The sequence below is a fragment of the Streptomyces sp. NPDC042371 genome (genome assembly GCF_056437465.1).
Window position 1 is genome coordinate 1 of record NZ_JBWKAP010000019.1, and the last position, 23,186, is coordinate 23,186.

Below are 23,186 nucleotides of genomic sequence, written 5' to 3' on the forward strand. Positions count from 1 at the left end.
GCGTTTCCCTTTCCGGCGGTTCCGACTCTATCAGATCCTTTCGGGCCTGACTCCCAGTCGAAGTGGGTTTGTCTTTGCGGCTGTTGGGCCGTTCCAACGAGTGAGACTTTAGCGGAATCCCGGCTCCCGACCTAATCGGGGGCGTCCTTTCGAACGCCGATTCCTCATTTCGCAAACACACATGAAAACAAACCGAAGGCGAGACCCCGAAGGGCGCACGACGTCGATCGTTGTAATGGTTCTTGCGGAATGGCTGCCCGGGGACCGACCATGTGGTCGACGCTCACGTCGGGCAACTCGGAGAACACTACGTAGCCACGCCGGGGGTGTCAACTCCTGACGTCGGGCCCCCGGCGGGTCTACTCTGGGTGACGTGACTACACGTGCGTATGCCCAACTGTGGTGGGCCGCCTGACGGCGGCCGTACATACGCATGTACTCAACGGCCGCCGCCTCGGCGGCCGTTTCTCGTTCTCCCCCTGGGGGATCCGGAGCCCGGTCGCCGGGCCGGTGGTCCTGACCAGGAGGCGGAGAAATGACGAGGATCTTCAGCGGGATCAAGCCGACGGGGCACCTGACCCTGGGCAACTACCTGGGAGCCGTCCGGCAGTGGGCTGAGGTCGACCAGTACCGGGCCGACTCGCTGTTCAGCATCGTCGACCTGCACGCGCTGACCGTGGAGCACGATCCCGGACGGGTGCGCAGGCTCAGTCGGCAGGCGGCGACGCTGTTGCTCGCGTCGGGGATCGATCCCGAGCGGGCCACCGTCTTCATCCAGAGTCATGTGGACGAGCACGCCCGGCTCTCGTATCTGCTGGAGTGCGTCGCGACGGACGGCGAGATGCGGCGGATGATCCAGTACAAGGAGAAGTCCGTGCTCGAGCGGGCGCGGGGCGGGAGCGTGCGGCTGTCGCTCCTTACTTATCCCGTGCTGATGGCGGCGGACATCCTGGCGTACGACGCCGACGAGGTGCCGGTCGGCGAGGACCAGACCCAGCACGTCGAGCTGACGCGGGACCTGGCGGTGCGGTTCAACCAGCGGTACGGGCAGACCTTCGTCGTGCCGCGGGCCACGCCGCCCAAGGTGGCCGCGCGGGTCATGGACCTGCAGGACCCGACGTCGAAGATGGGCAAGTCCCACGGTGCCGGGGCCGGGATCGTCTTTCTGCTCGACGAGCCCGAGGTGGTGCGCAAGAAGATCATGCGGGCCGTCACGGACAGCGGCAGCGAGATCGTGTTCGACCGCGAGTCCCAGCCGGGGGTCTCGAACCTGCTGGAGATCCTCGCGGCTTGCCAGGGTGGGAACCCAGAAGCCTTGAGCGGTGTATACGAGTCGTATGGCGCACTGAAGAAGGACACCGCCGAGGCCGTGGTGGAACTGCTCAGGCCCGTACAGCAGCGGCACAAGGAGCTGGTGGCAGACCCCACGTATGTGGAGGAGGTGTTGCGGCGGGGAGCTGAGCAGGCGCGGGGCATGGCCAAGCCGACGGTGGACGGCGCCTATCGGGCGATCGGGCTGCTGCCGCCGGTGAGCGAGGAGCAGTGAGCGAGGCGCGGTAGGCGCGGGGCTGGTGGCGGGGCGCGATGCGACGTGGCGGCGCATCGCGACCTCGCTGCCGGGGCCCGCGTGGGTCAGCTGTTGTTGCCGGAGGCCAGTTCGCGGCTGCGGTCGCGGGCTGCTTCCAGGGCCGCGATGAGGGCCGCGCGCACTCCGTGGTTCTCGAGCTCGCGGATGGCGTTGATCGTGGTGCCAGCGGGGGAGGTGACGTTCTCGCGGAGTTTCACCGGGTGCTCGCCGCTGTCGCGGAGCATGACGGACGCGCCGATCGCCGCCTGGACGATCAGGTCGTGGGCCTTGTCGCGGGGCAGGCCGAGGAGGATGCCTGCGTCGGTCATGGCTTCGACGAGGAAGTAGAAGTAGGCCGGGCCCGAGCCGGAGAGTGCCGTGCAGGCGTCCTGCTGTGTCTCGGGGACGCGGAGGGTCTTGCCGACGGCGCCGAAGATCGCCTCCGCGTGGGCCAGTGCCGCGGTGGAGGCGTGGCTGCCCGCCGAGATGACCGACATGCCCTCGTCGACGAGGACGGGGGTGTTCGGCATGACGCGGACGACCGGGGTGGACTCGGTGAGGCGCTCTTCGATGAAGGCGGTGGTGATACCGGCGGCGGCGCTGATGACCAGGCGGTCGGGGGTGACGTGCGGGGCGAGTTCGTCGAGCAGCTTGGCCATGTCCTGCGGCTTGCAGGCGAGGATCAGGGTGTCGGCCTGCTTGGCGGCGTCGGCGTTGCTGACGGGGGTGACGCCGTAGCGGGTGCGGAGCTCGTCGGCGCGTTCCTGGCGGCGGGTGGTGACCAGCAGGTCGGTCGGCGCCCAGCCACCGCGGATCATGCCGCTGAGCAGGGCTTCACCGATCTTTCCGGTGCCGAGGACGGCGACTTTCTGGCTCGTGTTGCTGCTCATGAACGGTGGCCTCCGGGGTTGCTTCGTCCGGGGACCATCCTCGCATCGGTGTGCCGGGGGCAGTGGTGGTGTCCGGTGGGCGGGATGCCGCGCGCCGGGTCCGGCGGGGTGGGTCGGGCGAGGTGGGTCAGGCGGTGCGGCGGCGGAGGGTGGCCGCGCCGAGGGCGAGGACGAGGAGTGCGCTGCCCGCGACGATGACGACGTCCCGGATGAAGTCGCCGGTGATGTCCGAGTTGTGGAGGACTTGGTTCATGCCGTCGACGGCGTACGACATGGGGAGGACGTTGGAGGCCCACTCCAGGATCGGCTGCATGGTGTCGCGGCGGGCGAACAGGCCGCAGAGCAGGAGCTGGGGGAAGATCACGGCCGGCATGAACTGGACGGCCTGGAATTCGGAGGAGGCGAAGGCCGAGACGAAGAGGCCGAGTGCGGTGCCGAGGAGGGCGTCGAGCAGGGCGATCAGGAGCAGCAGCCAGGCGGAGCCGGTGACCTCGAGGCCGAGGGTCCACAGGGCGAGGCCCGTGGCGAGGAGGGACTGGACGACGGCGAGGGCGCCGAAGGCGAGGGCGTATCCGGCGATGAGGTCGCCTTTGCCGAGGGGCATGGCGAGGAGGCGTTCGAGGGTTCCCGAGGTGCGTTCGCGCAGGGTGGCGATGGAGGTCACCAGGAACATCGTGATGAGCGGGAAGATCCCGAGGAGCGAGGCGCCGATGGAGTCGAACGTCCGCGGGCTGCCGTCGAAGACGTAGCGCAGGAGGAGCAGCATCACGCAGGGGACCAGGATCATCAGCGCGATGGAGCGGGGGTCGTGGCGGAGCTGGCGCAGGACTCGCGCGGCGGTGGCGAGGGTGCGGTAGAGGTTCATGGGGTGCTCCTGGGCGGGGCCTGGTGGCGTGCGTCGGCCTCGTCCACGAGGTGGAGGAAGGCCTCTTCGACCGTGTCGGAGTGGGTACGGGCGCGCAGGGCGTCGGGGGTGTCGTCGGCGAGGAGTTCGCCGTCGCGCATGAGGAGGAGGCGGTGGCAGCGTTCGGCCTCGTCCATGACGTGTGAGGAGACGAGGAGCGTGGCGGCGCGGTCGGCGGCGATGGCGTGGAAGAGCTGCCACAGGTCGCGGCGGAGCACGGGGTCGAGGCCGACGGTCGGCTCGTCGAGCACGAGGAGTTCGGGGGCGCCGAGGAGGGCGACCCCCAGGGAGACGCGGCTGCGCTGGCCACCGGAGAGGTGGCCGGCGAGGGAGTCGGCGTGCGAGGTGAGGGCGACGTCGTCGAGTACGCGGGTGACGTGGTCGCGTCGGCGGTCGGCCGCGGTGCCCGTGCCGGGGTCGAGGACCGCCTCGAAGTAGTCGAGGTTCTGGCGGACGGTCAGGTCGTCGTAGACGGACGGGCTCTGGGTGACGTACCCGATGCGGGAGCGGAGGGCGGGGGCGCCCGCGGGGTGGTCGAGGACGTTCAGGGTGCCGGTGACCTTGGCCTGGGTGCCGACGATCGCGCGCATGAGGGTGGACTTGCCGCAGCCGGAGGGGCCGAGGAGTCCGGTGATCTGGCCTCGGGGGACGGTGAAGTCGAGGCCGCGCAGGACGGTGCGGGGGCCGCGGACGACGGTCAGGCCTTGGGCCAGGACGGCCGGGGACGGGGTGGGGGGTGGGGTGGGGGATGTGGCCGAGGGTGCGGCCAGGTGCGCGGCTGAGGGTGCGGTCGGGGCGGGGCTGGGGGCTGTCGCGTCCGGTTGGTTGTCGGCCGGGCGGGCCGCCGAAGCCTCGGGGCGGGCCGCCGGGCTCCTCTTATTCATCATGTGATGAATAATCCTCCCGGCACTACCCCTCGTCAACCCAGACCAGTAGTTCGACGGCGTAGCGCTCCTCGACCACGCCGTCCGGGAAGACCTTCAGCAGCTCCGCGCGCTCCTCCGCGACGAAGTCCGCCGTGCGGCGCTCACCGAGAACGAGGAACGCCGAGTGCGTGGCGAGGTTGGCGAGGTGGGTGTCGACGGGGACCCGGCGGCTCCAGCGGAGCCGGTCGCGGCGGAAGTCGAGGGCGGTCGTCAGGTCGCTCCCGCGGTTCGCCGCCCGGTCGGCCGCGCGGTGGGCGTCGTCGGGCGCGCCCAGGAAGCGGGCGATGCGGGCGGCCTGCTCGCCGAGCCACGGTGTCTCGGGGGCCGCGTCGCCCTGGCGGTTCCACCACAGGGCGAGGGCGCCGCCGGGGCGCAGCACGCGCAGGGCCTCGGGCACGGAGCGTTCCTGGTCCGTCCAGTGCCAGGCCTGGGCGTACGTGATGAGGTCGGCCGAGTCGTCGGCCAGCGGCAGGGCGTTGCCGTTGCCGCGTACGAGGGGGATGTGCGGCAGCGTGCGGCGGAGCTGTGCCGCCATGCCGTCGCCCGGCTCGACCGCGATGACCTCCGCGCCTCGCTCGGCGAGCAGCGCGGTGGCGATTCCGGTGCCCGCGCCCACGTCGACGACGCGGGCGCCCGCGAGGGGGCGGCCCGCCAGGCGTTCGACGGCGTCGAAGAGGGCGGGCGGATAGGAGGGGCGGTACGCCGCGTACTGGGCGGCGGCCGCGTTGAAGGAGTGGGCGCGGGAAGGGGCGGCAGTCATGGGGGAGATCGTGGCGCGCGGAGGGTCACATCCGCCAGGGCCACCCGCCTAAGCCCCCCGGACCCACAACGGTCCCGGCCCGTGTCTCAGCGCTTGCGCTTCTTGCGGGACGGGTTGCCCGTGCGGCGTTCCGTGCGCTTCGTGTACTGCTCGCGGGCCGCCTCGTACTCCTTGCGGTGCAGTTTCTCGCCCGGGGCCTCCGACAGGGAGCGGAGGAAGTAGGCGAGGAGGCTGCCGACGAAGCCGATCGCCATCAGGCCGCGCGTCGAGGACTGGGACTCCGCGTCGTGGCGCCGGGTGAACCCTTCCCAGGTGCGGCGGAAGGCGAGGGCGCTGCAGATCGCGAACATGACGACGACGAGGGCGTTCACGAGCGAGCCGACGGCCGCGATGGTCAGGCCCTCGTAGGCGAAGCGCAGCACGAAGCAGCCGGCGACCGCCCCCACCAGCGAGCCGGCGGCGACGCCGGCGCGGCGGGCGCCGTAGCCGCCGTCGTGGGCGACCCAGGTCGTCCCGAAGAAGCGGAGTGGCTCGGGCTGCGGTCCGGGCGCGGTGCCGGAGGAGGCGGCCGGGGTTCCTGTGGGTCCCTGGGGGGCGGGTTCTTCGCTCACCGTTTGATTATCGCCTGCCGCCCCGCGGGGCCGGGGCGTCGTGAGGAGAGGCACGCCCTGTTCGTCAGGACAGGCACGCCCTATTCGTCCCCCGCCTTGCCAGCCCGCACGTCCCGGCCGCTAGTTTGGGCAGCGAAACGTTGCATCGGTGAACGCGGGGGAGGTCGGTGAGCATGTCGCTCCGTGGAGGAGACCCGGAGGAGATCGGCGGGTACCCGCTCGAGGCGCGCCTCGGGTCGGGCGGCATGGGCACGGTCTTCCTGGCGCGCTCGGCGTCGGGCCGCCCCGTCGCGATCAAGCTGATCCACCAGCAGTTCGCGGACGACGAGGAGTTCCGGATCCGCTTCCGGCAGGAGGTCGCCGCGGCCCGCCGGGTCAGCGGCGCCTTCACCGCGGCCGTGATCGACGCCGACCCCGAGGCCGAGCACCCCTGGATGGCCACCTCGTTCATCGAGGGCCACACCCTCGCCCAGCGCATCGCCAAGCAGGGCCCGATCGGCGGTGCCGAGCTGCGCAGGCTGGCCATCGGGCTCACGGAGGCGCTCCGCGACATCCACCGCGCGGGCGTCGTGCACCGGGACCTCAAGCCGTCCAACGTGGTCCTCTCCCCCGAGGGCCCCCGGGTCATCGACTTCGGCATCTCGCGCGCCGCGGACCAGCAGACGCTGACGATGACGGGCCGGGTGATCGGCACACCGCCGTTCATGTCGCCCGAGCAGCTGCAGGCACCGCGCGGCGTCGGGCCGCGCTCCGACGTCTTCTCGCTGGCCACGCTGCTGGTGTACGCGGCGACCGGGCAGGGGCCCTTCGACGCGGACAGCCCGTACATGACGGCGTATCAAGTGGTGCACGAGCCGCCCTCGTTGGGCGAGGTGCCGGGCAAGCTGCGGCAGGTGGTCGAGCCGTGCCTCGCGAAGGATCCCGAGGACCGTCCTTCGGCGGACGAACTTCTCGTACGGCTGCGGGACCTGCCGTCCGATCTGGGCGGCGCGACGGGTCCGACGGGTCCTGCCGAGAGCCCGCGCTGCACGCGCGAGACGGACACGCAGCACCATCTGTCGGCCGACGACGACACTCCGGCGCCCGGCGCCACGCCCCCGTCGACCGCCACGCAGGACACGGGGACCTTCTTCGGGCGTCGGCTGCGCCGCCGCTGGCGTCCGGCGCTCGCGGCCGCCGTGGCCGTGGCCGCGATCGGCGGCGGGGTCGCGGTGGTGCGGGCGGGCGACTCGGGCGGGTCCGGCGGCCCGGGTGACGAGGGGCGTGACATCGCGGCGGCCGGGGCGCGGCTGCCGGGCGGCTTCGAGCCGTGGCGCAAGACCCTGCGGGGCGGCCGCCCCGACATTCCGGACGAGGTGCGCTGCGAGGCGCACGACGACGCGCTGTTCTGCGGGGGCGGCGGCGTCGTCGCGACGCGGATCAGGCTCTCCGACGGCTCCCGCGTCTGGACGGAGAAGAGCCCCGGCGTGCCCACGCAGGGCATGCACATGGTGGGCGTCACCGACGACACGGTGCTCGGCTACCGCCTCGCGGCCCAGGACGATCCGGTCCACCCCGCCACCGAAGTGGTCGCCATCGACGCGGACAGCGGCGACGAGCTGTGGTCGACGCCGTCCGGCGCCCAGTCGACGGCCGTGACGAACCGTACGCAGGACGCCGTGGTGATCAACTCGACCGTCGTGACGGTCGACGCGTCGAACAACCGCTTCGAGGCGCGGCAGGCCCACAGCGGGAAGGTCGCCTGGAAGCAGCCGTTCCCCGCGGGCAAGCAGTGCGCTCCGGTCACCGCGGGCACGCGGCTGTACGCGATGTGCGCGCCGCGCTCCGAGCTGGCCGCGACCGATGTGCGCCACCCCGACCTGCGCGTCGTCGACCTCGCGTCGGGCAGCCTCGGCAAGGCCGTCCCCGTCCGGGGTCCCGCCGTGCCGGTCGGTACCGCCGACGGCGACCTCGTGCTCCTGCACGAGCACCACGAGGGCCCCGAGCTGGTGGGCTACGACGGGGTGATGCGGGTGGACAGGGCCTCGCACAAGGTGACGTACTCGCGGCTGCCGAAGACGTACGACGGGACGCCCGGGATGGCGGACGGCAGCGTCTTCGTGACCGGGCAGACCGGGCTCGTCACGGCGCTCGACCCGGCGACCGGCAGGAAGAAGTGGTCCCGGCAGACGGGCGTGGAGGGTCTGTCGGGGCCGGTGTCCGGGGACGGTGACGGGACGCTCTACTTCAGCTCGGCCAGTGGCCGGGTCGCCGCGCTCACGTCGCGCAAGGGCGAGCCGCGGTGGACGACGAACCCGCGCGCCGAGGGTCTGGCGGGCGAGGTGAACGCCAGCCCGCGCGTGACCGTCAAGGGCAGCGTGGTGGTCGTGGCGGCCGCCAAGAACACGGTGTTCGCCTTCGACGCGACGAAGCCGCCGAAGTCCGGCTGAACTCACCGGACTCCGGTGGCTCGGGCCTTGGGCCTTGGGGCCTTGGGGCCTTGGTCAGCAGCGCGGTGCCACGTACCCACTGCTGCCCGTGCGGACGTACGTGTCCGACACGTACCGCCCGCTGCCGATGCGGTCCCATATCTTCGACGTGCCGGTCGGCCCCGTCACCGTCTCGCCGGGCTTCTGGCAGGCGATGGTGACGCGGGAACCCGCGCTGAGGCGGCCGACCTTGCGGTACGAAGTGCCAGGGCCCGATCGGACGTTGACGTCCGCGACGATCGGGTAGCTCCTTGCCGCCATCGCCTCGATGTCGGCACCTTCTGTGCTGTCGGCGCTGGCGACTTCCGGCGCCATGACGTTCTCGCTCACAGTGCTCTCCCCCGTACACGGCGGCGCGGGCCGCCCTCAGTGTGCATCCCACACCAAGGACGCGCCCGCGCCTCGAAAAGTTTCCGTGTGACGGCCCCGCGGCTCAGCCGAGCTTCGACACGTCCCGGACCGCGCCCTTGTCGGCGCTGGTCGCCATCGCCGCGTACGCGCGCAGGGCCGCGGAGACCTTGCGCTCGCGGGCCTTCGGCTCGTACACCCCGCCGAGCGCCGCGCGGCGGGTGGCCAGCTCCTCCTCGGGGACGAGGAGTTCGATCGAGCGGCCGGGGATGTCGATGCGGATCCGGTCGCCGTCCTCGACGAGCGCGATCGTGCCGCCGGACGCCGCCTCGGGCGAGGCGTGGCCGATGGACAGGCCCGAGGTGCCGCCGGAGAAGCGGCCGTCGGTGACCAGGGCGCAGGCCTTGCCGAGGCCGCGGCCCTTCAGGAAGGAGGTGGGGTAGAGCATCTCCTGCATGCCGGGGCCGCCCTTGGGGCCCTCGTAGCGGATGACGACGACGTCGCCTTCCTTGACGCCCTTGTTGAGGATCTTCTCGACGGCCTCTTCCTGCGAGTCGCAGACGACCGCGGGGCCCTCGAAGGTCCAGATCGACTCGTCGACGCCCGCGGTCTTCACGACGCAGCCGTCCACGGCGATGTTGCCCTTGAGGACGCCCAGGCCGCCGTCCTTGGAGTACGCGTGGGCGACGTCGCGGATGCAGCCGTTCGCGGCGTCCGTGTCGAGGGAGTCCCAGCGCTCGGACTGCGAGAAGGCCTCGGCGGAGCGTCGGCAGCCGGGCGCCGCGTGCCACAGCTCGACGGCCTCGGCGGAGGTGGCGCCGGAGCGGATGTCCCAGGCGTCCAGCCACTCCTTGATGGAGGGCGAGTGGACGGTGTGCACGTCCTCGTTCAGGAGACCGCCCCGGTACAGCTCGCCGAGCAGTGCGGGGATGCCGCCCGCGCGGTGCACGTCCTCCATGTAGTACGTCGTGGTGGGCGCGGCGTTCGGGGCGACCTTGGAGAGGCAGGGGACGCGGCGCGAGACGGCGTCGATGTCGCCCAGGTCGTAGTCGATCTCGGCCTCGCGGGCCGCGGCCAGCAGGTGCAGGATCGTGTTGGTCGAGCCGCCCATGGCGATGTCGAGGGCCATGGCGTTCTCGAAGGCCGCGTGGGTGGCGACGTTGCGCGGCAGGACGGAGGCGTCGTCGCCGTCGTAGTACCGCTTGGTGATGTCGACGACCGTCCGGCCCGCCCGCTCGTACAGCTCCTTGCGGGCCGTGTGCGTGGCGAGGACCGAGCCGTTGCCCGGCAGGGAGAGGCCGATGGCCTCGGTCAGGCAGTTCATCGAGTTGGCGGTGAACATGCCGGAACAGGAGCCGCAGGTCGGGCAGGCGTTCTCCTCGATGCGGAGGATGTCCTCGTCCGAGATGCTCTCGTCGACCGCGTCGCTGATCGCGTTGACCAGGTCGAGCTTGCGGACCGTGCCGTCGACGAGGGTGGCCTTGCCTGCCTCCATCGGGCCGCCGGAGACGAAGACCGTCGGGATGTTGAGGCGCAGGGCGGCCATCAGCATGCCGGGGGTGATCTTGTCGCAGTTGGAGATGCAGATCAGGGCGTCGGCGCAGTGGGCCTCGACCATGTACTCCACGGAGTCCGCGATCAGGTCGCGGGAGGGCAGGGAGTACAGCATTCCGCCGTGGCCCATCGCGATGCCGTCGTCCACGGCGATCGTGTTGAACTCGCGGGGGATGCCGCCCGCCTCGCGGATCGCGTCGGAGACGATGCGGCCGACCGGCTGCAGGTGCGTGTGGCCCGGCACGAACTCCGTGAAGGAGTTGGCCACGGCGATGATCGGCTTCCGCCCGATGTCGGCCCCGGGTACACCGGAGGCGCGCATAAGGGCGCGGGCGCCCGCCATGTTGCGGCCGTGGGTGACTGTGCGGGACCTGAGCTCGGGCATGGTCGCTCGCTCCTTCAGGGATTTCGACGATCTGGCTGTCTGGTCTGTCTACGAAGAGGCCGTCTACGAAGAGGCTGCCTACGGAGAAGCTGTCTACGGAGAAGCTGTCTACGGAGAGATATGACTGCTGTCGAGCGTACGCCGCGGCTCCAGGATCTGGACAGACTGTCCGAATTGCGGGACGCCGGTCTCACGGCCCCGGCTCGTGGCTCCGACTCACGGCCCCGTGAGATGCCCCTGCACCACCGGAGCCAGCCGCGCCACGAGCTGTTCCACGTCCGCCGACGCCAGCGGCTCCACCTGGATCACGTACCGCAGCATCGCGACGCCCACGAGCTGCGCGGCCGCGAGCTCGGCCCGCAGCTCCGCGTCCGGCACCTGGAGCCGCCCCGCGATACGCCCGAGGAGCTGGGTGGTGATGAGGCGGCGGAAGATCGCGGCGGCCGTTTCGTTGTCCACCGCGGAACGCACGATGGCGAGCAGCGGGGCGCGCGTCGCGGGGTTCTCCCAGACGCCGAGGACGAAGCGGGCCAGGCGCTCGCCGACCCCGTCCAGCGGGCCTTCGTCGATCGCGGCGGGCGCTTCCAGCGCGGGCGCGAAGGCGATGGTGATGGCCGCCTCGAAGACCTGTTCCTTCGTGCCGAAGTAGTGGTGCACGAGCGCCGGGTCCACCCCGGCGGCCTTGGCGATGCCCCGCACGGACGTCTTCTCGTATCCGCGTACGGAGAACTCCTCGCGGGCCGCCCGCAGGATCTCGTCGCGCGTCGCGGGCCCGGTCTCCGTCTGCGTACGGGACGGGCGTCCCCGGCGCCGCGGCGCGGTGGCCTCCGACGGTGCGCCGGGGGTCGTGCCGGGAGTCATGAGCGGGGCACCTTCACCGCGGACGCCAGGTGCAGCCGGGTGAAGGCGAGCGCCTCGGCGAGATCGGCCTCACGTTCGGCGCTGGACATCGCGCGCCGCGTGTTGACCTCGATGACGACGTGCCCGTCGAAGCCGCTGACCGCCAGGCGCTCCAGGAGCTCGGCGCAGGGCTGTGTGCCGCGGCCGGGGACGAGGTGTTCGTCCTTGGCCGAGCCGTTGCCGTCGGCGAGGTGGACGTGGCCGAGCCGGTCGCCCATGCGGTCGACCATGTCCATGGCGTCCGTGCGGGCGGTCGCGGTGTGCGAGAGGTCGACGGTGAAGTGGCGGTAGTCGTCCTTGGTGACGTCCCAGTCGGGGGCGTACGCGAGCATCTCGCGGTCGCGGTAGCGCCAGGGGTACATGTTCTCGACGGCGAACCGCACGTCCGTCTCGTCGGCCATGCGCCAGATTCCCTCGACGAAGTCGCGGGAGTACTGCCGCTGCCAGCGGAACGGTGGGTGCACGACGACGGTCGACGCGTCCAGCTTCTCCGCGGCGGCCTTCGCGCGCTGCAGCTTGATCCAGGGGTCCGTGGACCAGACGCGCTGCGTGATGAGCAGGCAGGGCGCGTGCACGGCCAGGATCGGGATCCGGTGGTAGTCGCTCAGCCTGCGCAGGGCCTCGATGTCCTGGCTGACGGGGTCGGTCCAGACCATGACCTCGACGCCGTCGTAGCCCAGGCGCGCGGCGATCTCGAAGGCCGTCGCCGTCGACTCCGGATAGACCGAGGCCGTCGACAGGGCGACCTTCGCATCCGGGATGCGCACCACTGGTTCTGCCACGAGGGACAGCGTACGGGCCCCGTCCGGGCGCCGGGGAGGTGGCCTCGTGCCTCCCTGGTCAGCGCCCGGAGGGTCCGGTTCAGGGGCCATGCCGCGCGCTCACAGCGCCGGAAGGTGGTCGAGCTTGCGCAGGATCACGCCCTCGCGCAGCGCCCACGGGCAGATCTCCAGGGCCTCGACCCCGAAGAGGTCCATCGCGCCCTCCGCCACGAGCGCCCCCGCGAGCAGCTGTCCGGCCCGGCCCTCGGAGACGCCGGGCAGCTCGGAGCGCTCCTGTGTGGTCATCGCGGCGAGCTGCGGCACCCAGTCCTCCAGGGACTTCCGCTTCAGTTCCCGCTGTACGTAGAGCCCCTCGGTCGAGCGTGCGGCGCCCGCGAGACGGGCGAGCTGCTTGAAGGTCTTCGAGGTCGCCACGATGTGGTCGGGGGCGCCGAACCTGCTGAACTCCCCGACCGTCCGGGCGATCTGCGCGCGCACGTGGCGACGGAGCGCCTTCACGTCGGAGGGGTCCGGCGGGTCCGTTGGCAGCCAGGCGCCGGTGAGGCGTCCGGCGCCGAGCGGCAGGCTGACGGCCGCGTCCGGCTCCTCGTCGAGGCCGTAGGCGATCTCCAGCGAGCCGCCGCCGATGTCGAGGACGAGGAGCTTGCCCGCGGACCAGCCGAACCAGCGCCGGGCGGCCAGGAAGGTCAGCCGGGCCTCCTCCTCGCCGGTCAGGACCTGCAGGTCGACGCCTGTCTCGTCCTTGACCCTGGCGAGCACCGCGTCGGCGTTGCTCGCCTCGCGCACCGCGGAGGTGGCGAAGGGCAGCACTTCTTCCACGCCCTTGTCCTCGGCCGCGATCATCGCTTCCCGGACGACGGTGACCAGCCGGTCGATGCCGTCGGGTCCGATCGCCCCCGCGGGGTCGAGGAGTTGGGCAAGGCGCAGGTCGGCCTTGTGCGAGTGCGCGGGCAGCGGCCGCGCGCCGGGGTGGGCGTCGACCACGAGCAGATGCACCGTGTTCGACCCCACGTCGAGGACACCGAGTCTCATATACGGAACGCTACGCCGCGTGGGGCGTTCGGCTGGCCTCGGACGGTCGGCCGCACGCATACCCTGGAGACGTGCCAAAGACGAAAAAGGCGAAGACCGACAAATCGAAGTCGGGGAAGCCGTCGACCAAGCAGGCCGCGTCGGAGAAGCCGACGAAGAAGGGGAAGCCGGAGAAGGTGGGAAAGCCGGTGAAGCCGGGAAAGGCAGCGAAGCCGGAGCCGGACGAGAAGGGGCTTGACTTCGCCCGCGCCTGGGTGGAGTTCCCTGATCCCGCGGACGACGAGCAGATCTTCCGCTGCGATCTGACATGGCTGACCTCTCGGTGGAACTGCATCTTCGGGAGCGGCTGCCAGGGCATCCAGCCGGGCCGCGCCGCCGACGGCTGCTGCACGCTGGGCGCCCACTTCTCGGACGATGACGACGAGAAGCGGGTCGCCGGGTACGTCGAGCGGCTGACGCCCGACATCTGGCAGCACCATGACGTGGGCCGGGAGAGCGGCTGGGTCGCCACGGACGAGGACGGCGACCGCCAGACCCGTCCGTACAACGGCTCGTGCATCTTCCAGAACCGCCCCGGTTTCGAGGGCGGCGCCGGTTGCTCGCTGCACATCCTGGCGCTGAAGGAGGGCCGCGAGCCGCTGGAGACGAAGCCGGACGTGTGCTGGCAGCTGCCGGTGCGCCGGACGTACGAGTGGATCGACCGGCCCGACGACACGCGCGTCCTCCAGGTGTCGATCGGTGAGTACGACCGGCGGGGCTGGGGCCCCGGTGGCCACGATCTGCACTGGTGGTGCACGTCGGCGACGTCGGCGCACGGCGCGGGCGACCCGGTGTACGTCTCCTACCGGCCCGAGCTGATCGAGCTGATGGGCAAGGAGGGGTACGACCGGCTCGTGGAGCTGTGCGAGGAGCGTCTTGCCTCCCAACTCCCGCTGCTGGCACCGCATCCGGCGGATCCCGGGAGCCACTAGAGCACCGGGCCTAGGGCCCTTCTGACGGATCTCCGCGGGAGGAGGAGCGGCGTCCGGTGCGTGCGATCGGCGTGCGGTGGAAAGGGTCATGTGGCGGAGCCACCTGTCCCTTTCCACCGTGCGGCATGGGGGTCCCCCCTGCTCGAGCGCAGCCGAGAGCTAGGGGGAGTGCGTGCCGGGCGCCGCGACCCCGCGGAGATCCATCAGAAGGGGCCTAGCTCGGGCTCGGCTCCCCGCTCCCGTCGCCGGGCGGCGGTGACGAGTCGCTCGGCCCCGGGTCCGACGGGGTGGGCGTCGGGTCCGACGGGCCCGGGTCCGAGGGCCCGGGATCGGACGGGCCCGGATCCGAGGGGCCTGGGTCCGAGGGTCCGGGGTCGGAGGGTCCTGGGTCGGACGGGCCCGGGTCCGAGGGGCCCGGGTCGGACGGGCCGGGGTCCGAGGGCCCCGGGCCCGGACCGGGATGGGTCGGCGGCCGCCCGTCCCCGTACCCGTCGATCGCGATGACCGCGCCCGAGGGCGCGACCGAGACCCGTGCGCTCCAGTGCCCCGCGGGCTCGCGGCTGTGGTCGACGTACACCTGGATGGTGATCGACTGCCCCGGCGCGAGCGTCCCCGAGGAGCGGCTCAGATAGAGCCAGGACGCGCTCTCGCTCGCCGACCAGTGCACCGGTGCGCCGCCGGACGCCGTCAGCGTGATGAGTGTCGTGTCGCCGCTGGGCTGGGCCTCGACGGTGAGGCGGCCCGGGCCCGTCGATGAGTGGGACGGGGACCCGCCGCTGATGACCTCCACGGAGACGTCGGGTGAGTGGCTGCCCTTGGTGAAGCGGGGTTCGGGGCCCTTGCGGGCGTTGCCCGCGTTCTCGTAGCCGTCCTGGGAGCGGTCGCTGCCGAGGCCTCCGGCGCCGCCGTCCTCGCTCGCGGTGACCGAACGGCCGTCCTGGCCCTCGCCGGTGAGCGGCGCTCCCCGGTAGGCGGCCCAGAGGGCGAGCACCGGGGCGGCCACCACGGTGGCGACGACGGTCGTCGTGACGGCACGCGCGCGGAAGCGGTCGCGGCGGGCTGCGTGGTCCTTGGGGTCCATCGGGAAACCACGTCTGTCGTAGCGGGGGCCGCCGCCACGCGCGCGTGGGATGTGCGCCATCGCGATGTGGAGGGCGGGGCGCGGGGCCTCGACGACGGGGAGCGCGGCCGGGCTGACGGCCGTGCCTGGCCAGGCGCCGGCACCGGCGCGCTCGGCGGTGCGGCGGCAGCGCGGGCAGTCGTCGACGTGCCGGACGAGCTCGCGGCGCAGGGCGGTGCCGAGCAGCAGCTGGTTGTCGCCGGTGAGGCGGGCCACGATGGGGCAGCTGCCGGTCTCCACGACGGCGAGGGCGGCGCGGGTGCGCTCCACCTCGCAGGCGGCGGAGGCGAGCAGGCCGCGGGCCTTGGTGAGGTCCATGCCGAGGACGGCGGCGACCTGGGCGGGGGTGAGCTGGTGGCGGACGGCCAGTTCGAGGGCCTCGCGCTGCTCGGGGGTCGTGCCCGCGGCTTCCGGCCAGGCGAGCTGCGCCAGCTCGCGGCGGCGCTGCCGCTCGGTCTCTTCGGAGGCTTCCCGCGATGCGTCCGCCGGGCTTTCCGAAGGCTGTTCGGACGGCCCGGCGGGCTTGGCGGGCTCGGCGGGCTTGGCGGGCTTGGAGGGGGTCTTGCCCGCGCCGTGCGCGTGCCGTCCGCCCTCCTTGCTGCGCTTGGCCTCGGCCAGTCGGCGCAGGCAGACCCAGCGGGCGAGGGCGTAGAGCCAGGTCTTCAGCTCGGTCCCGGTCTCGGGGCCGCGGGCGCCGCGGCGCTCGGCGTGGTGGAGCACGTCCCCCAGGGCCGCGGTCGCCGCGTCGTGATCGCAGAGCACGGACAGGCAGTACGTGAACAGGCCGTCCAGACACGGTTCGTAGCGCGCGGGAGGCATGGTCCGGGGCGCCGGGCGGGGCACCACGCGCTTGCGCGCATCACGGTGCGCCCGGTGTGCGCCGGTTGTGTTCGTGGGAGATTCCGGCCTGCTGCTCATCACCCGTGCGAAGTTAGGCGGATGATGCAGGCCACTTCCGCCCTCTTGAGCACATTTAATCCTTACGGGTGAACAGATCCCTCAAAAGGGGACAGGAATATCGGATTCCGCGGCCTTGGTTCGCACACGAGGCCCACGAGATGCGAACGGGACGGCGCTGTCAGTGGGCTCGGCTACGGTTTCGACCATGGCTGCCCGTACGAAATCCGGGAACACCGGGAAGCAACGCCCGTCCTACCGCTGCACCGAGTGCGGCTGGCAGACGGCCAAGTGGCTCGGCCGCTGCCCAGAGTGCCAGGCCTGGGGGACGGTCGAGGAGTACGGCGCGCCCGCGGTCCGCACGACCACCCCCGGCCGCGTCACCTCGTCCGCCGTCCCGATCGCCCAGGTCGACGTGCGCCAGGCCACCGCGCGCTCCACCGGCGTGCCCGAGCTGGACCGCGTGCTCGGCGGCGGTCTGGTCCCCGGCGCCGTTGCGCTGCTCGCGGGCGAGCCCGGCGTCGGCAAGTCCACCCTCCTCCTGGACGTCGCGGCGAAGGCGGCGAGCGACGAGCACCGCACGCTCTATGTGACGGGCGAGGAGTCGGCGAGCCAGGTGCGGCTGCGCGCCGACCGCATCGGCGCCATCAACGACCACCTGTATCTGGCGGCCGAGACCGATCTCGCCGCCGTCCTCGGCCACTTGGACGCGGTCAAGCCCTCCCTCCTGATCCTCGACTCGGTCCAGACGGTCGCCTCGCCCGAGATCGACGGGGCGCCCGGCGGCATGGCGCAGGTCCGCGAGGTCGCGGGCGCCCTGATCCGCGCCTCCAAGGAGCGCGGCATGGCCACGCTCCTCGTCGGACACGTCACCAAGGACGGCGCCATCGCGGGCCCCCGCCTCCTGGAGCACCTCGTCGACGTGGTCCTCCAGTTCGAGGGCGACCGGCACGCGCGCCTGCGCCTGGTCCGAGGCGTCAAGAACCGGTACGGCGCGACGGACGAGGTCGGCTGCTTCGAACTGCACGACGAGGGCATCACCGGACTCGCCGACCCCAGCGGCCTCTTCCTCACCCGCCGCGCCGAGCCCGTCCCCGGCACCTGTCTGACCGTCACCCTCGAAGGCCGCCGCCCCCTGGTGGCCGAGGTCCAGGCGCTCACCGTCGACTCGCAGATCCCGAGCCCCCGCCGCACCACATCCGGCCTGGAGACCTCCCGCGTCTCGATGATGCTGGCCGTTCTGGAGCAGCGCGGCCGGATCACCGCCCTCGGCAAGCGCGACATCTACAGCGCGACGGTCGGCGGCGTGAAGCTCTCCGAGCCCGCCGCGGACCTCGCCGTCGCCCTCGCCCTGGCCAGCGCCGCCAGTGACACTCCCCTGCCGAAGAATCTCGTCGCGATCGGCGAAGTGGGCCTGGCGGGCGAGGTCAGACGGGTCACCGGCGTCCAGCGCAGACTGTCCGAGGCCCACCGTCTGGGCTTCACCCACGCCCTCGTGCCGGCCGATCCGGGGAAGATCCCGGCCGGTATGAAGGTCATCGAAGTCGCCGACATGGGGGACGCCCTCCGTGTCCTTCCGAGGTCGCGTCGCCGAGAGGCCCCACGAGAGGAGGAAGAGCGCCGGTAGACTTTGCCCTGGTCTCGCCCATCCGTACGAAGCAGGGTGTCGGCGAAGACCTGGAGAACCTGCGACCGAGGGAGTGCAGTGGCAGCCAACGACCGGGCAGCGGTTCCCGGCAAGCCGGGTTCGGGCTCCGGTGCCGATGGGCTGATGCGCGCCTCCCTGAGCGCCGTCGCGCCCGGGATGGCACTGCGCGACGGCCTGGAGCGCATCCTCCGCGGCAACACCGGCGGACTGATCGTGCTCGGCTGGGACAAGACCGTCGAGTCGATGTGCACCGGCGGATTCATCCTGGACGTCGAGTTCACGGCGACGCGCCTGCGCGAGCTGTGCAAGCTCGACGGCGGCATCGTCCTGGACAAGGACATCACCAAGATCCTGCGGGCCGGTGTGCAGCTCGTGCCGGATCCGACGATCCCCACGGAGGAGACAGGCACCCGGCACCGCACGGCGGACCGGGTGAGCAAGCAGGTCGGCTTCCCCGTCGTCTCGGTGTCCCAGTCGATGCGGCTGATCGCGCTGTACGTGGACGGGCAGCGGCGCGTCCTGGAGGACTCGGCGGCGATCCTGTCCCGGGCCAACCAGGCACTCGCCACCCTGGAGCGGTACAAGCTCCGCCTCGACGAGGTCGCGGGCACGCTCTCCGCGCTGGAGATCGAGGACCTGGTGACCGTGCGGGACGTCACCGCCGTCGCCCAGCGCCTCGAAATGGTGCGCCGCATCGCCACGGAGATCGCCGAGTACGTGGTGGAGCTCGGCACGGACGGGCGCCTCCTCGCCCTCCAGCTGGACGAGCTGATCGCGGGCGTCGAGCCCGAGCGCGAGCTGGTCGTGCGGGACTACGTTCCCGAGCCCACGGCCAAGCGGTCGCGCACGGTCGACGAGGCGCTGGCCGAGCTGGACTCCCTCACGCACGCGGAGCTCCTCGAACTCCCCACGGTGGCGCGCGCCCTGGGTTACACGGGCTCCCCCGAGGCGCTGGACTCCGCGGTCTCCCCGCGGGGCTTCCGCCTCCTCGCCAAGGTCCCCCGGCTCCCCGGAGCGATCATCGACCGCCTCGTCGAGCACTTCGGCGGCCTGCAGAAGCTGCTCGCCGCCAGCGTGGACGACCTGCAGACGGTGGACGGCGTCGGCGAGGCACGGGCCCGCAGCGTCCGCGAGGGCCTGTCACGGCTGGCGGAGTCCTCGATCCTCGAACGGTACGTCTGACCCCTGGAGCCATGCCCGGGCGCTACGCCCGGGCGCGGCGCCCGGCCCTGAGCGTCAGTCCTTCTCCAGGACGAAGGATGCCTGGGCCGTGCCGAGGCCGGGGGCCTTGGCCTCGACCAGGTACGTGCCCGGGGCGGCCGATCCCGCCGAAGGCGTCGCGCACTGGGGCTCGCTGGCCCGCCGGTCCCACTGCACCGAGTGCGTGATCCGCCCCTCCGCAGGCACCCGCAGCAGCAGGCTTCCGCTGCCGTCGGGGCAGTCCGCCGAGGACCAGAACTCGTCGTCACCCTCGGCCTGAGTGATCGTCAGCACCGTGCCCTTGCCGCCGAGGTCGAGCTTGCAGGCCTTGCCGCCGCTGTTCTCGGCGATCAGCTCGAACTTCGGCTTCTCGTCGATCGCGTACCGGTTCTCGATGCTGCGGATCTTCAACTTCACGTCGCCACTGGTGCAGTTGGGCAGTCGCGTACCGGCCGGAAGACGGTCACCCGAGCCACCGCCGCCCTTCGCGCCGTCCTCGGAGCCGCCGCTCCCGGAGCCTCCGGCGCCGCCCGAACCGCCCGAACCGCCGGAGCCCGACCCGCCTGAACCGCCCGAGCCGGAGCCCGAGCCCTCGCTCGACTCGTCCCGGCCGCCCGGGTGTTGGCTGATCGCGGGGCCGGACCCGGAGGGTCCTGGCGTGATGGACGTCGCCGGGCCGTTGCCGCCGGGCCCGTCCGCGTTGTTGCCGCCGCCTCCGCCACCAGAGGTGACGACCCAGACGACCAGGAGCACCAGTAGGCCGAGTAGGGACAGCAGAACGGCCCTCCGACGCCAGTAAATGGTGGAGGGAAGCGGCCCGACCGGATTGCGCAGAGATCCCACGCCCAAACCTTACGAGAGATCCGGTGCTTCTCCCGCCCCACCCGCCGCCTTGAGCGACAAAGTTTCCGGATCATCATCCCGGGACGCCCCTCCGCCCCCTGTCCATCGACAGGTGCGTGACCGGACGATCGCCAGATGTGACGATTCGGTCGTACTCCGTACCGTCCGTAATCATGGACACCATGACCGACGATCTCTACCGCGATATCACCGACTTCGCCCACGACACGCCATCGTGGTTCCAGCACCTGGCCGAGGTGTGGACGGAGCTCGGACTGCTGCTCTTCGGGGTGCTCTTCATCGTCGCCTGGTGGCGGGCCAGGCGCGGTGACCCGCGCGCCCTGGCGGTCGCGGTGCTCGCTCCCCTCGCCACGGCGGTGGCCTATGTGTGCAGCGAGTTGCTCAAGTCCGTGATCGACGAGGAGCGGCCCTGCCGGGCGGTGTCCGGCGCGCTGACGCCGCTCGTCGAGTGCCCGCCGCACGGCGACTGGTCCTTCCCCAGCAACCACTCGGCGATCGCGGGCGCCGCCGCCGTCGGCCTCGCGCTTGCCTGGCCGCGCATCGCGGCGCTGACCGTGCCGATGGCCGTGCTCATGGCCTTCTCGCGGGTCTTCGTCGGCGTGCACTACCCGCACGACGTGGCGGTGGGTCTCGTCTTCGGCGCGGTGATCGTGTTCCTGCTCGTACGGGTCACCACGCGTCCGGTGGCACGGATCACGCTGGCGATGCGCGGGTCTTCGACGGGCGTCGTGAAGTGGTTCGCGGGCCCGGGTCCCGGCCGGGGACGGGGCCGCGCCCAGGTCCCCGCGCCCGCCCAGGCTCCGGCACCTCAGCCCCCGGCGTACGACCCCGCCGCGTACGACCCGCCGACCATGACGATCCGCCGGGACGACACGCAGCGGCCCTACTGATCGTTCCGCAGCCGGGTCAGTCCGTTTCTGGTTCCGGGACGAGCCCCGCCTCGTACGCGACGATCGCCGCCTGAACGCGGTTCTTGACCCCGAGCCGGTCGAGGACCGCGCTCACATACGCCTTGACCGTGCCTTCCACGAGGTGCAGGCGCGCGGCGATCTCCGGGTTGGACAGGCCCGCGCCGACCAGGCCGAGCACCTCGCGTTCGCGCGGGGTGAGGGCCCCGACGCGGGTGCGGGCGGTGGCGGCGCGGTCCATGCGCAGGGCGCCGAAGCCGTCGATGACGTGCCGGGCGACCTTGGGCGAGAGGAAGGCGGCGCCGCCCGCCACCGCCCGTACGCCCGCGATGAGTTCGTGCGGGTCGCCGGACTTCAGCAGGAAGCCGGTGGCTCCGCCGCTCAGGGCCCGCGCGATGTACGCGTCCTCGGAGAACGTCGTCAGCATCGCCACCGCGGTGCCGGGCACCGTCCGCGCGATCTCCTCCCCCGCGGCGAGGCCGTCCAGGAGGGGCATGCGGATGTCGAGCAGCGCCACGTCAGGACGGTGGGCCCGCGCCAGGGACACGGCCTCGCGTCCGTCACCGGCCTCCGCGACCACCTCGATGTCCCGCCCCGCGCCGAGGATGGCCCGCACCCCGGCCCGGATCATGGCCTCGTCGTCGGCCAGCAGCACGCGGATGGCGGGGGCGGCGCCGTCCCTCGATCGCGGCTCGTTCATCGCATGTGCTCCGTGTTCTGTTGGTCGTTCTGTTGGTCGTTCTGTTGGTCGTTCCGTTCGTTGTTCCGCTTTTCGTCGGCCTCGCTCGCCGTGGGGATGACCGCCTTGTCCACGAGGCGGCCCTTCTCGGCGCCGCCGAAGCAGAGCCTGAAGTGCGCGACGGCGGTGAAGAGCTCGCCGCTCGCCCGGTAGTACGCACAGTCGGCGCCCGGTGGCGGCGGAGTCGGCGCGCGTTCGAGCGGTGGGTCGGCGACGGTCCGGTCCGGCAGGACGCGCTCGACCTCGGCGCGTGGCTCGCCGATGCGCAGGCGCGCGTAGTCGGCGGGGGCGAGGACGGAGTGCGTCCGTGAGTACGCGTACCAGGCGAAGGTGCCGCCGACGAGCAGCACTCCCGTGGTGACGGCGGCGCCGAAGGCCAGGGCGGTGCGGCGGCGGGCGTGGGCGAGGCGGGCTCCGGCGGGCGCGGGCGGCAGGGGGGCGACGCCCCGGTGCGGGAGGCGGGCGGTGACGCGGAAGCCGTGGCCGTACGGTCCCGCTTCGAGCGTGCCGCCGAGGTCGGTGAGGCGGGCGTGCAGAGTGCGCAGGCCGGAGCCGCCGTGGGACGGGGGCGCGGGCCCGGCGCCTGCCTCGTCGGTGCGGCCGTCGGTATGGCTGTCGGTGCGGCCGTTGGTGACGGTCACCGTCGTCGCGGAGCCGTCCCGCGCGACCGTGACGGTGACGTGGGCGCCCGGCGCGTGCTTCGCGGCGTTGGTGAGGGCCTCCTGGACGACACGGTGGACGGTCCCCTCGGTCAATTCGGTCGACTCGCGGCGCGCCGGATCACTCCGCGCCTCGGGGCGGGTCCCCTCATCCGCGTACGTGATGTGGAGCCCCGACTCCGTGGCGCGTGCGACGAGTGCCGCGACGCTCTCGCCCGCCGGGGCCAGCGGCGCCTGTTCGTCGCCCTCCTCGCGGAGCAGGCCGATGATCGCGTGCAGCCGGTCCGTGGCCTGCGACGCGGCCTCGCGGAGGTCGGCGGCGGCCTCGCGGTGCGGATCCGGCAGGTCGGGGGCGACCTGGAGGGCCCCTGCCCGTACGGCGATCAGGCTCAGCTCGTGCCCCAGGGAGTCGTGCATGTCCTGGGCGATGCGGGCCCGTTCGCGCAGCCTGGCGCGGTCGGCGACGATGCGCTGCTCGCGCTCCAGCTGGTCGGCGCGGGCCCAGCCCGCGGCGGCCAGTTCGCGGCCCTGGCGCCAGTAGCGGCCCGCGAGCCAGGGGAAGACCGCCCCGAACACGAGCGTCGCCATGAGGACGGCCCACTCGACGGTCGGGTCGACGTCGCGCACGGCGATCTTGACCGTGCCGACGACGGCGGTGCCCCCGAAGCCGAGGAGGGCGGTCCTCGCGCGGTCCGCGCGGCGGCCTAGGAGCAGCGCGAAGACGGCGAACGCCGGGCCGTACGCGAGGGTGAAGAGGGAGGGGGCGGTGGCGAGGCCGAGGGCGGCGGCGAGGAGGAAGGCGGGGAGGGGGCGGGCCCGGCAGAGGGCCACGGCGACGGCGAGGACCGTCAGGCCGGTGAGCTGCTGCGCCGCGGAGAGGGGTTCGTTCAGGCCCAGCCGGTCCACGGCCACGACAGGCAGGGCAAGCGCCCCCCACAGCAGCGCACTCTCCTTACGCCTCCCCACCCTCTGATCCACTCCCCGTTCTCTGCTCCACTCCCCCGACGCTACTGTCCCCCCACCACCCCCCACCCCTGCCGATCGTCAGGTCAT

General features: G+C 72.3%; 20 protein-coding genes. 6 read left to right on the forward strand and 14 right to left on the reverse strand.

What is annotated here, in order from left to right; translation table 11 throughout:
• Window positions 1–535 precede the first annotated feature (535 nt).
• Window positions 536–1,546 carry a tryptophan--tRNA ligase gene (gene trpS / locus AC068B_RS37090; protein ID WP_478675888.1) on the forward strand — a complete coding sequence of 337 codons (1,011 nt, stop codon included), beginning with the start codon at window positions 536–538 and terminating at the stop codon, window positions 1,544–1,546.
• Between the two features lie 86 nt (window positions 1,547–1,632).
• Here the strand turns inward: trpS and proC are convergent, their stop codons facing one another.
• From proC to AC068B_RS37115, 5 genes are all read right to left on the reverse strand, one after another.
• Complete coding sequence (proC, locus tag AC068B_RS37095) at window positions 1,633–2,457, reverse strand: pyrroline-5-carboxylate reductase (protein WP_356266016.1); 825 nt, start codon at window positions 2,455–2,457, stop codon at window positions 1,633–1,635.
• Window positions 2,458–2,584: 127 nt separating this feature from the next.
• Window positions 2,585–3,322: an ABC transporter permease gene (locus AC068B_RS37100; RefSeq protein WP_478675889.1), complete on the reverse strand. Its 738-nt coding sequence runs from the start codon at window positions 3,320–3,322 to the stop codon at window positions 2,585–2,587.
• Complete coding sequence (locus AC068B_RS37105; RefSeq protein ID WP_478675890.1) at window positions 3,319–4,248, reverse strand: ABC transporter ATP-binding protein; 930 nt, start codon at window positions 4,246–4,248, stop codon at window positions 3,319–3,321. Before AC068B_RS37105 ends, AC068B_RS37100 begins: the two co-directional genes overlap by 4 nt.
• Window positions 4,249–4,270: 22 nt before the next feature.
• Window positions 4,271–5,047, reverse strand: a complete 777-nt coding sequence (locus AC068B_RS37110) for a class I SAM-dependent methyltransferase (protein ID WP_478675891.1) — start codon at window positions 5,045–5,047, stop codon at window positions 4,271–4,273.
• An 86-nt stretch (window positions 5,048–5,133) separates the two neighbouring features.
• Window positions 5,134–5,658, reverse strand: a complete 525-nt coding sequence (locus AC068B_RS37115; protein ID WP_478675892.1) for an EamA/RhaT family transporter — start codon at window positions 5,656–5,658, stop codon at window positions 5,134–5,136.
• A 173-nt stretch (window positions 5,659–5,831) separates the two neighbouring features.
• Between AC068B_RS37115 and AC068B_RS37120 the strand changes: the two genes are divergently transcribed.
• Window positions 5,832–8,087, forward strand: a complete 2,256-nt coding sequence (locus AC068B_RS37120) for a serine/threonine-protein kinase (protein WP_478675893.1) — start codon at window positions 5,832–5,834, stop codon at window positions 8,085–8,087.
• 54 nt (window positions 8,088–8,141) lie between these two features.
• On the opposite strand, the gene AC068B_RS37125 is transcribed toward AC068B_RS37120, so the two are convergent.
• The 5 genes from AC068B_RS37125 to AC068B_RS37145 form a co-directional block, all read right to left on the reverse strand.
• A complete protein-coding gene (locus AC068B_RS37125) occupies window positions 8,142–8,441 on the reverse strand; it encodes an SH3 domain-containing protein (RefSeq protein WP_478675986.1) in 300 nt (99 codons plus the stop codon).
• 118 nt (window positions 8,442–8,559) lie between these two features.
• Window positions 8,560–10,413, reverse strand: a complete 1,854-nt coding sequence (ilvD, locus tag AC068B_RS37130; protein WP_478675894.1) for a dihydroxy-acid dehydratase — start codon at window positions 10,411–10,413, stop codon at window positions 8,560–8,562.
• 216 nt (window positions 10,414–10,629) lie between these two features.
• A complete protein-coding gene (locus tag AC068B_RS37135) occupies window positions 10,630–11,274 on the reverse strand; it encodes a TetR/AcrR family transcriptional regulator (protein ID WP_478675895.1) in 645 nt (214 codons plus the stop codon).
• Window positions 11,271–12,095, reverse strand: a complete 825-nt coding sequence (locus AC068B_RS37140; protein ID WP_478675896.1) for a sugar phosphate isomerase/epimerase family protein — start codon at window positions 12,093–12,095, stop codon at window positions 11,271–11,273. Before AC068B_RS37140 ends, AC068B_RS37135 begins: the two co-directional genes overlap by 4 nt.
• Window positions 12,096–12,194: 99 nt before the next feature.
• A complete protein-coding gene (locus AC068B_RS37145) occupies window positions 12,195–13,127 on the reverse strand; it encodes a Ppx/GppA family phosphatase (protein ID WP_478675897.1) in 933 nt (310 codons plus the stop codon).
• A 71-nt stretch (window positions 13,128–13,198) separates the two neighbouring features.
• Between AC068B_RS37145 and AC068B_RS37150 the strand changes: the two genes are divergently transcribed.
• Window positions 13,199–14,098, forward strand: coding sequence for a DUF3109 family protein (locus AC068B_RS37150; protein ID WP_478675898.1), 900 nt, complete (start codon window positions 13,199–13,201; stop codon window positions 14,096–14,098).
• Window positions 14,099–14,312: 214 nt separating this feature from the next.
• Here AC068B_RS37150 and AC068B_RS37155 read toward each other — a convergent pair whose 3' ends face one another.
• Entirely contained in the window at window positions 14,313–16,136 is a 1,824-nt protein-coding gene (locus tag AC068B_RS37155; protein ID WP_478675899.1) for a BACON domain-containing protein, read from the reverse strand.
• 187 nt (window positions 16,137–16,323) lie between these two features.
• On the opposite strand from AC068B_RS37155, the gene radA reads away from it, so the two are divergent.
• Together radA and disA are read left to right on the forward strand one after the other, a co-directional pair.
• Complete coding sequence (radA, locus tag AC068B_RS37160; protein WP_478675900.1) at window positions 16,324–17,742, forward strand: DNA repair protein RadA; 1,419 nt, start codon at window positions 16,324–16,326, stop codon at window positions 17,740–17,742.
• A gap of 78 nt (window positions 17,743–17,820) precedes the next feature.
• Window positions 17,821–18,945 (forward strand): DNA integrity scanning diadenylate cyclase DisA, encoded by a 1,125-nt coding sequence (gene disA / locus AC068B_RS37165; protein ID WP_055565640.1) that lies wholly within the window; start codon window positions 17,821–17,823, stop codon window positions 18,943–18,945.
• Between the two features lie 54 nt (window positions 18,946–18,999).
• On the opposite strand, the gene AC068B_RS37170 is transcribed toward disA, so the two are convergent.
• On the reverse strand, window positions 19,000–19,806 hold the full coding sequence (locus tag AC068B_RS37170) for a hypothetical protein (protein WP_478675901.1): 807 nt from the start codon (window positions 19,804–19,806) through the stop codon (window positions 19,000–19,002).
• A gap of 173 nt (window positions 19,807–19,979) precedes the next feature.
• Here AC068B_RS37170 and AC068B_RS37175 point away from each other — a divergent pair, with 173 nt between their 5' ends.
• Window positions 19,980–20,717 carry a phosphatase PAP2 family protein gene (locus AC068B_RS37175; protein ID WP_478675902.1) on the forward strand — a complete coding sequence of 246 codons (738 nt, stop codon included), beginning with the start codon at window positions 19,980–19,982 and terminating at the stop codon, window positions 20,715–20,717.
• Window positions 20,718–20,733: 16 nt separating this feature from the next.
• Here the strand turns inward: AC068B_RS37175 and AC068B_RS37180 are convergent, their stop codons facing one another.
• Window positions 20,734–21,435 (reverse strand): response regulator, encoded by a 702-nt coding sequence (locus tag AC068B_RS37180; RefSeq protein WP_478675903.1) that lies wholly within the window; start codon window positions 21,433–21,435, stop codon window positions 20,734–20,736.
• The gene (locus AC068B_RS37185) at window positions 21,432–23,099 is read right to left on the reverse strand and encodes a sensor histidine kinase (RefSeq protein WP_478675904.1); all 1,668 of its coding nucleotides are present in this window, start codon (window positions 23,097–23,099) and stop codon (window positions 21,432–21,434) included. The genes AC068B_RS37180 and AC068B_RS37185 overlap by 4 nt, the downstream gene beginning before the upstream one ends.
• Window positions 23,100–23,186 lie beyond the last annotated feature (87 nt).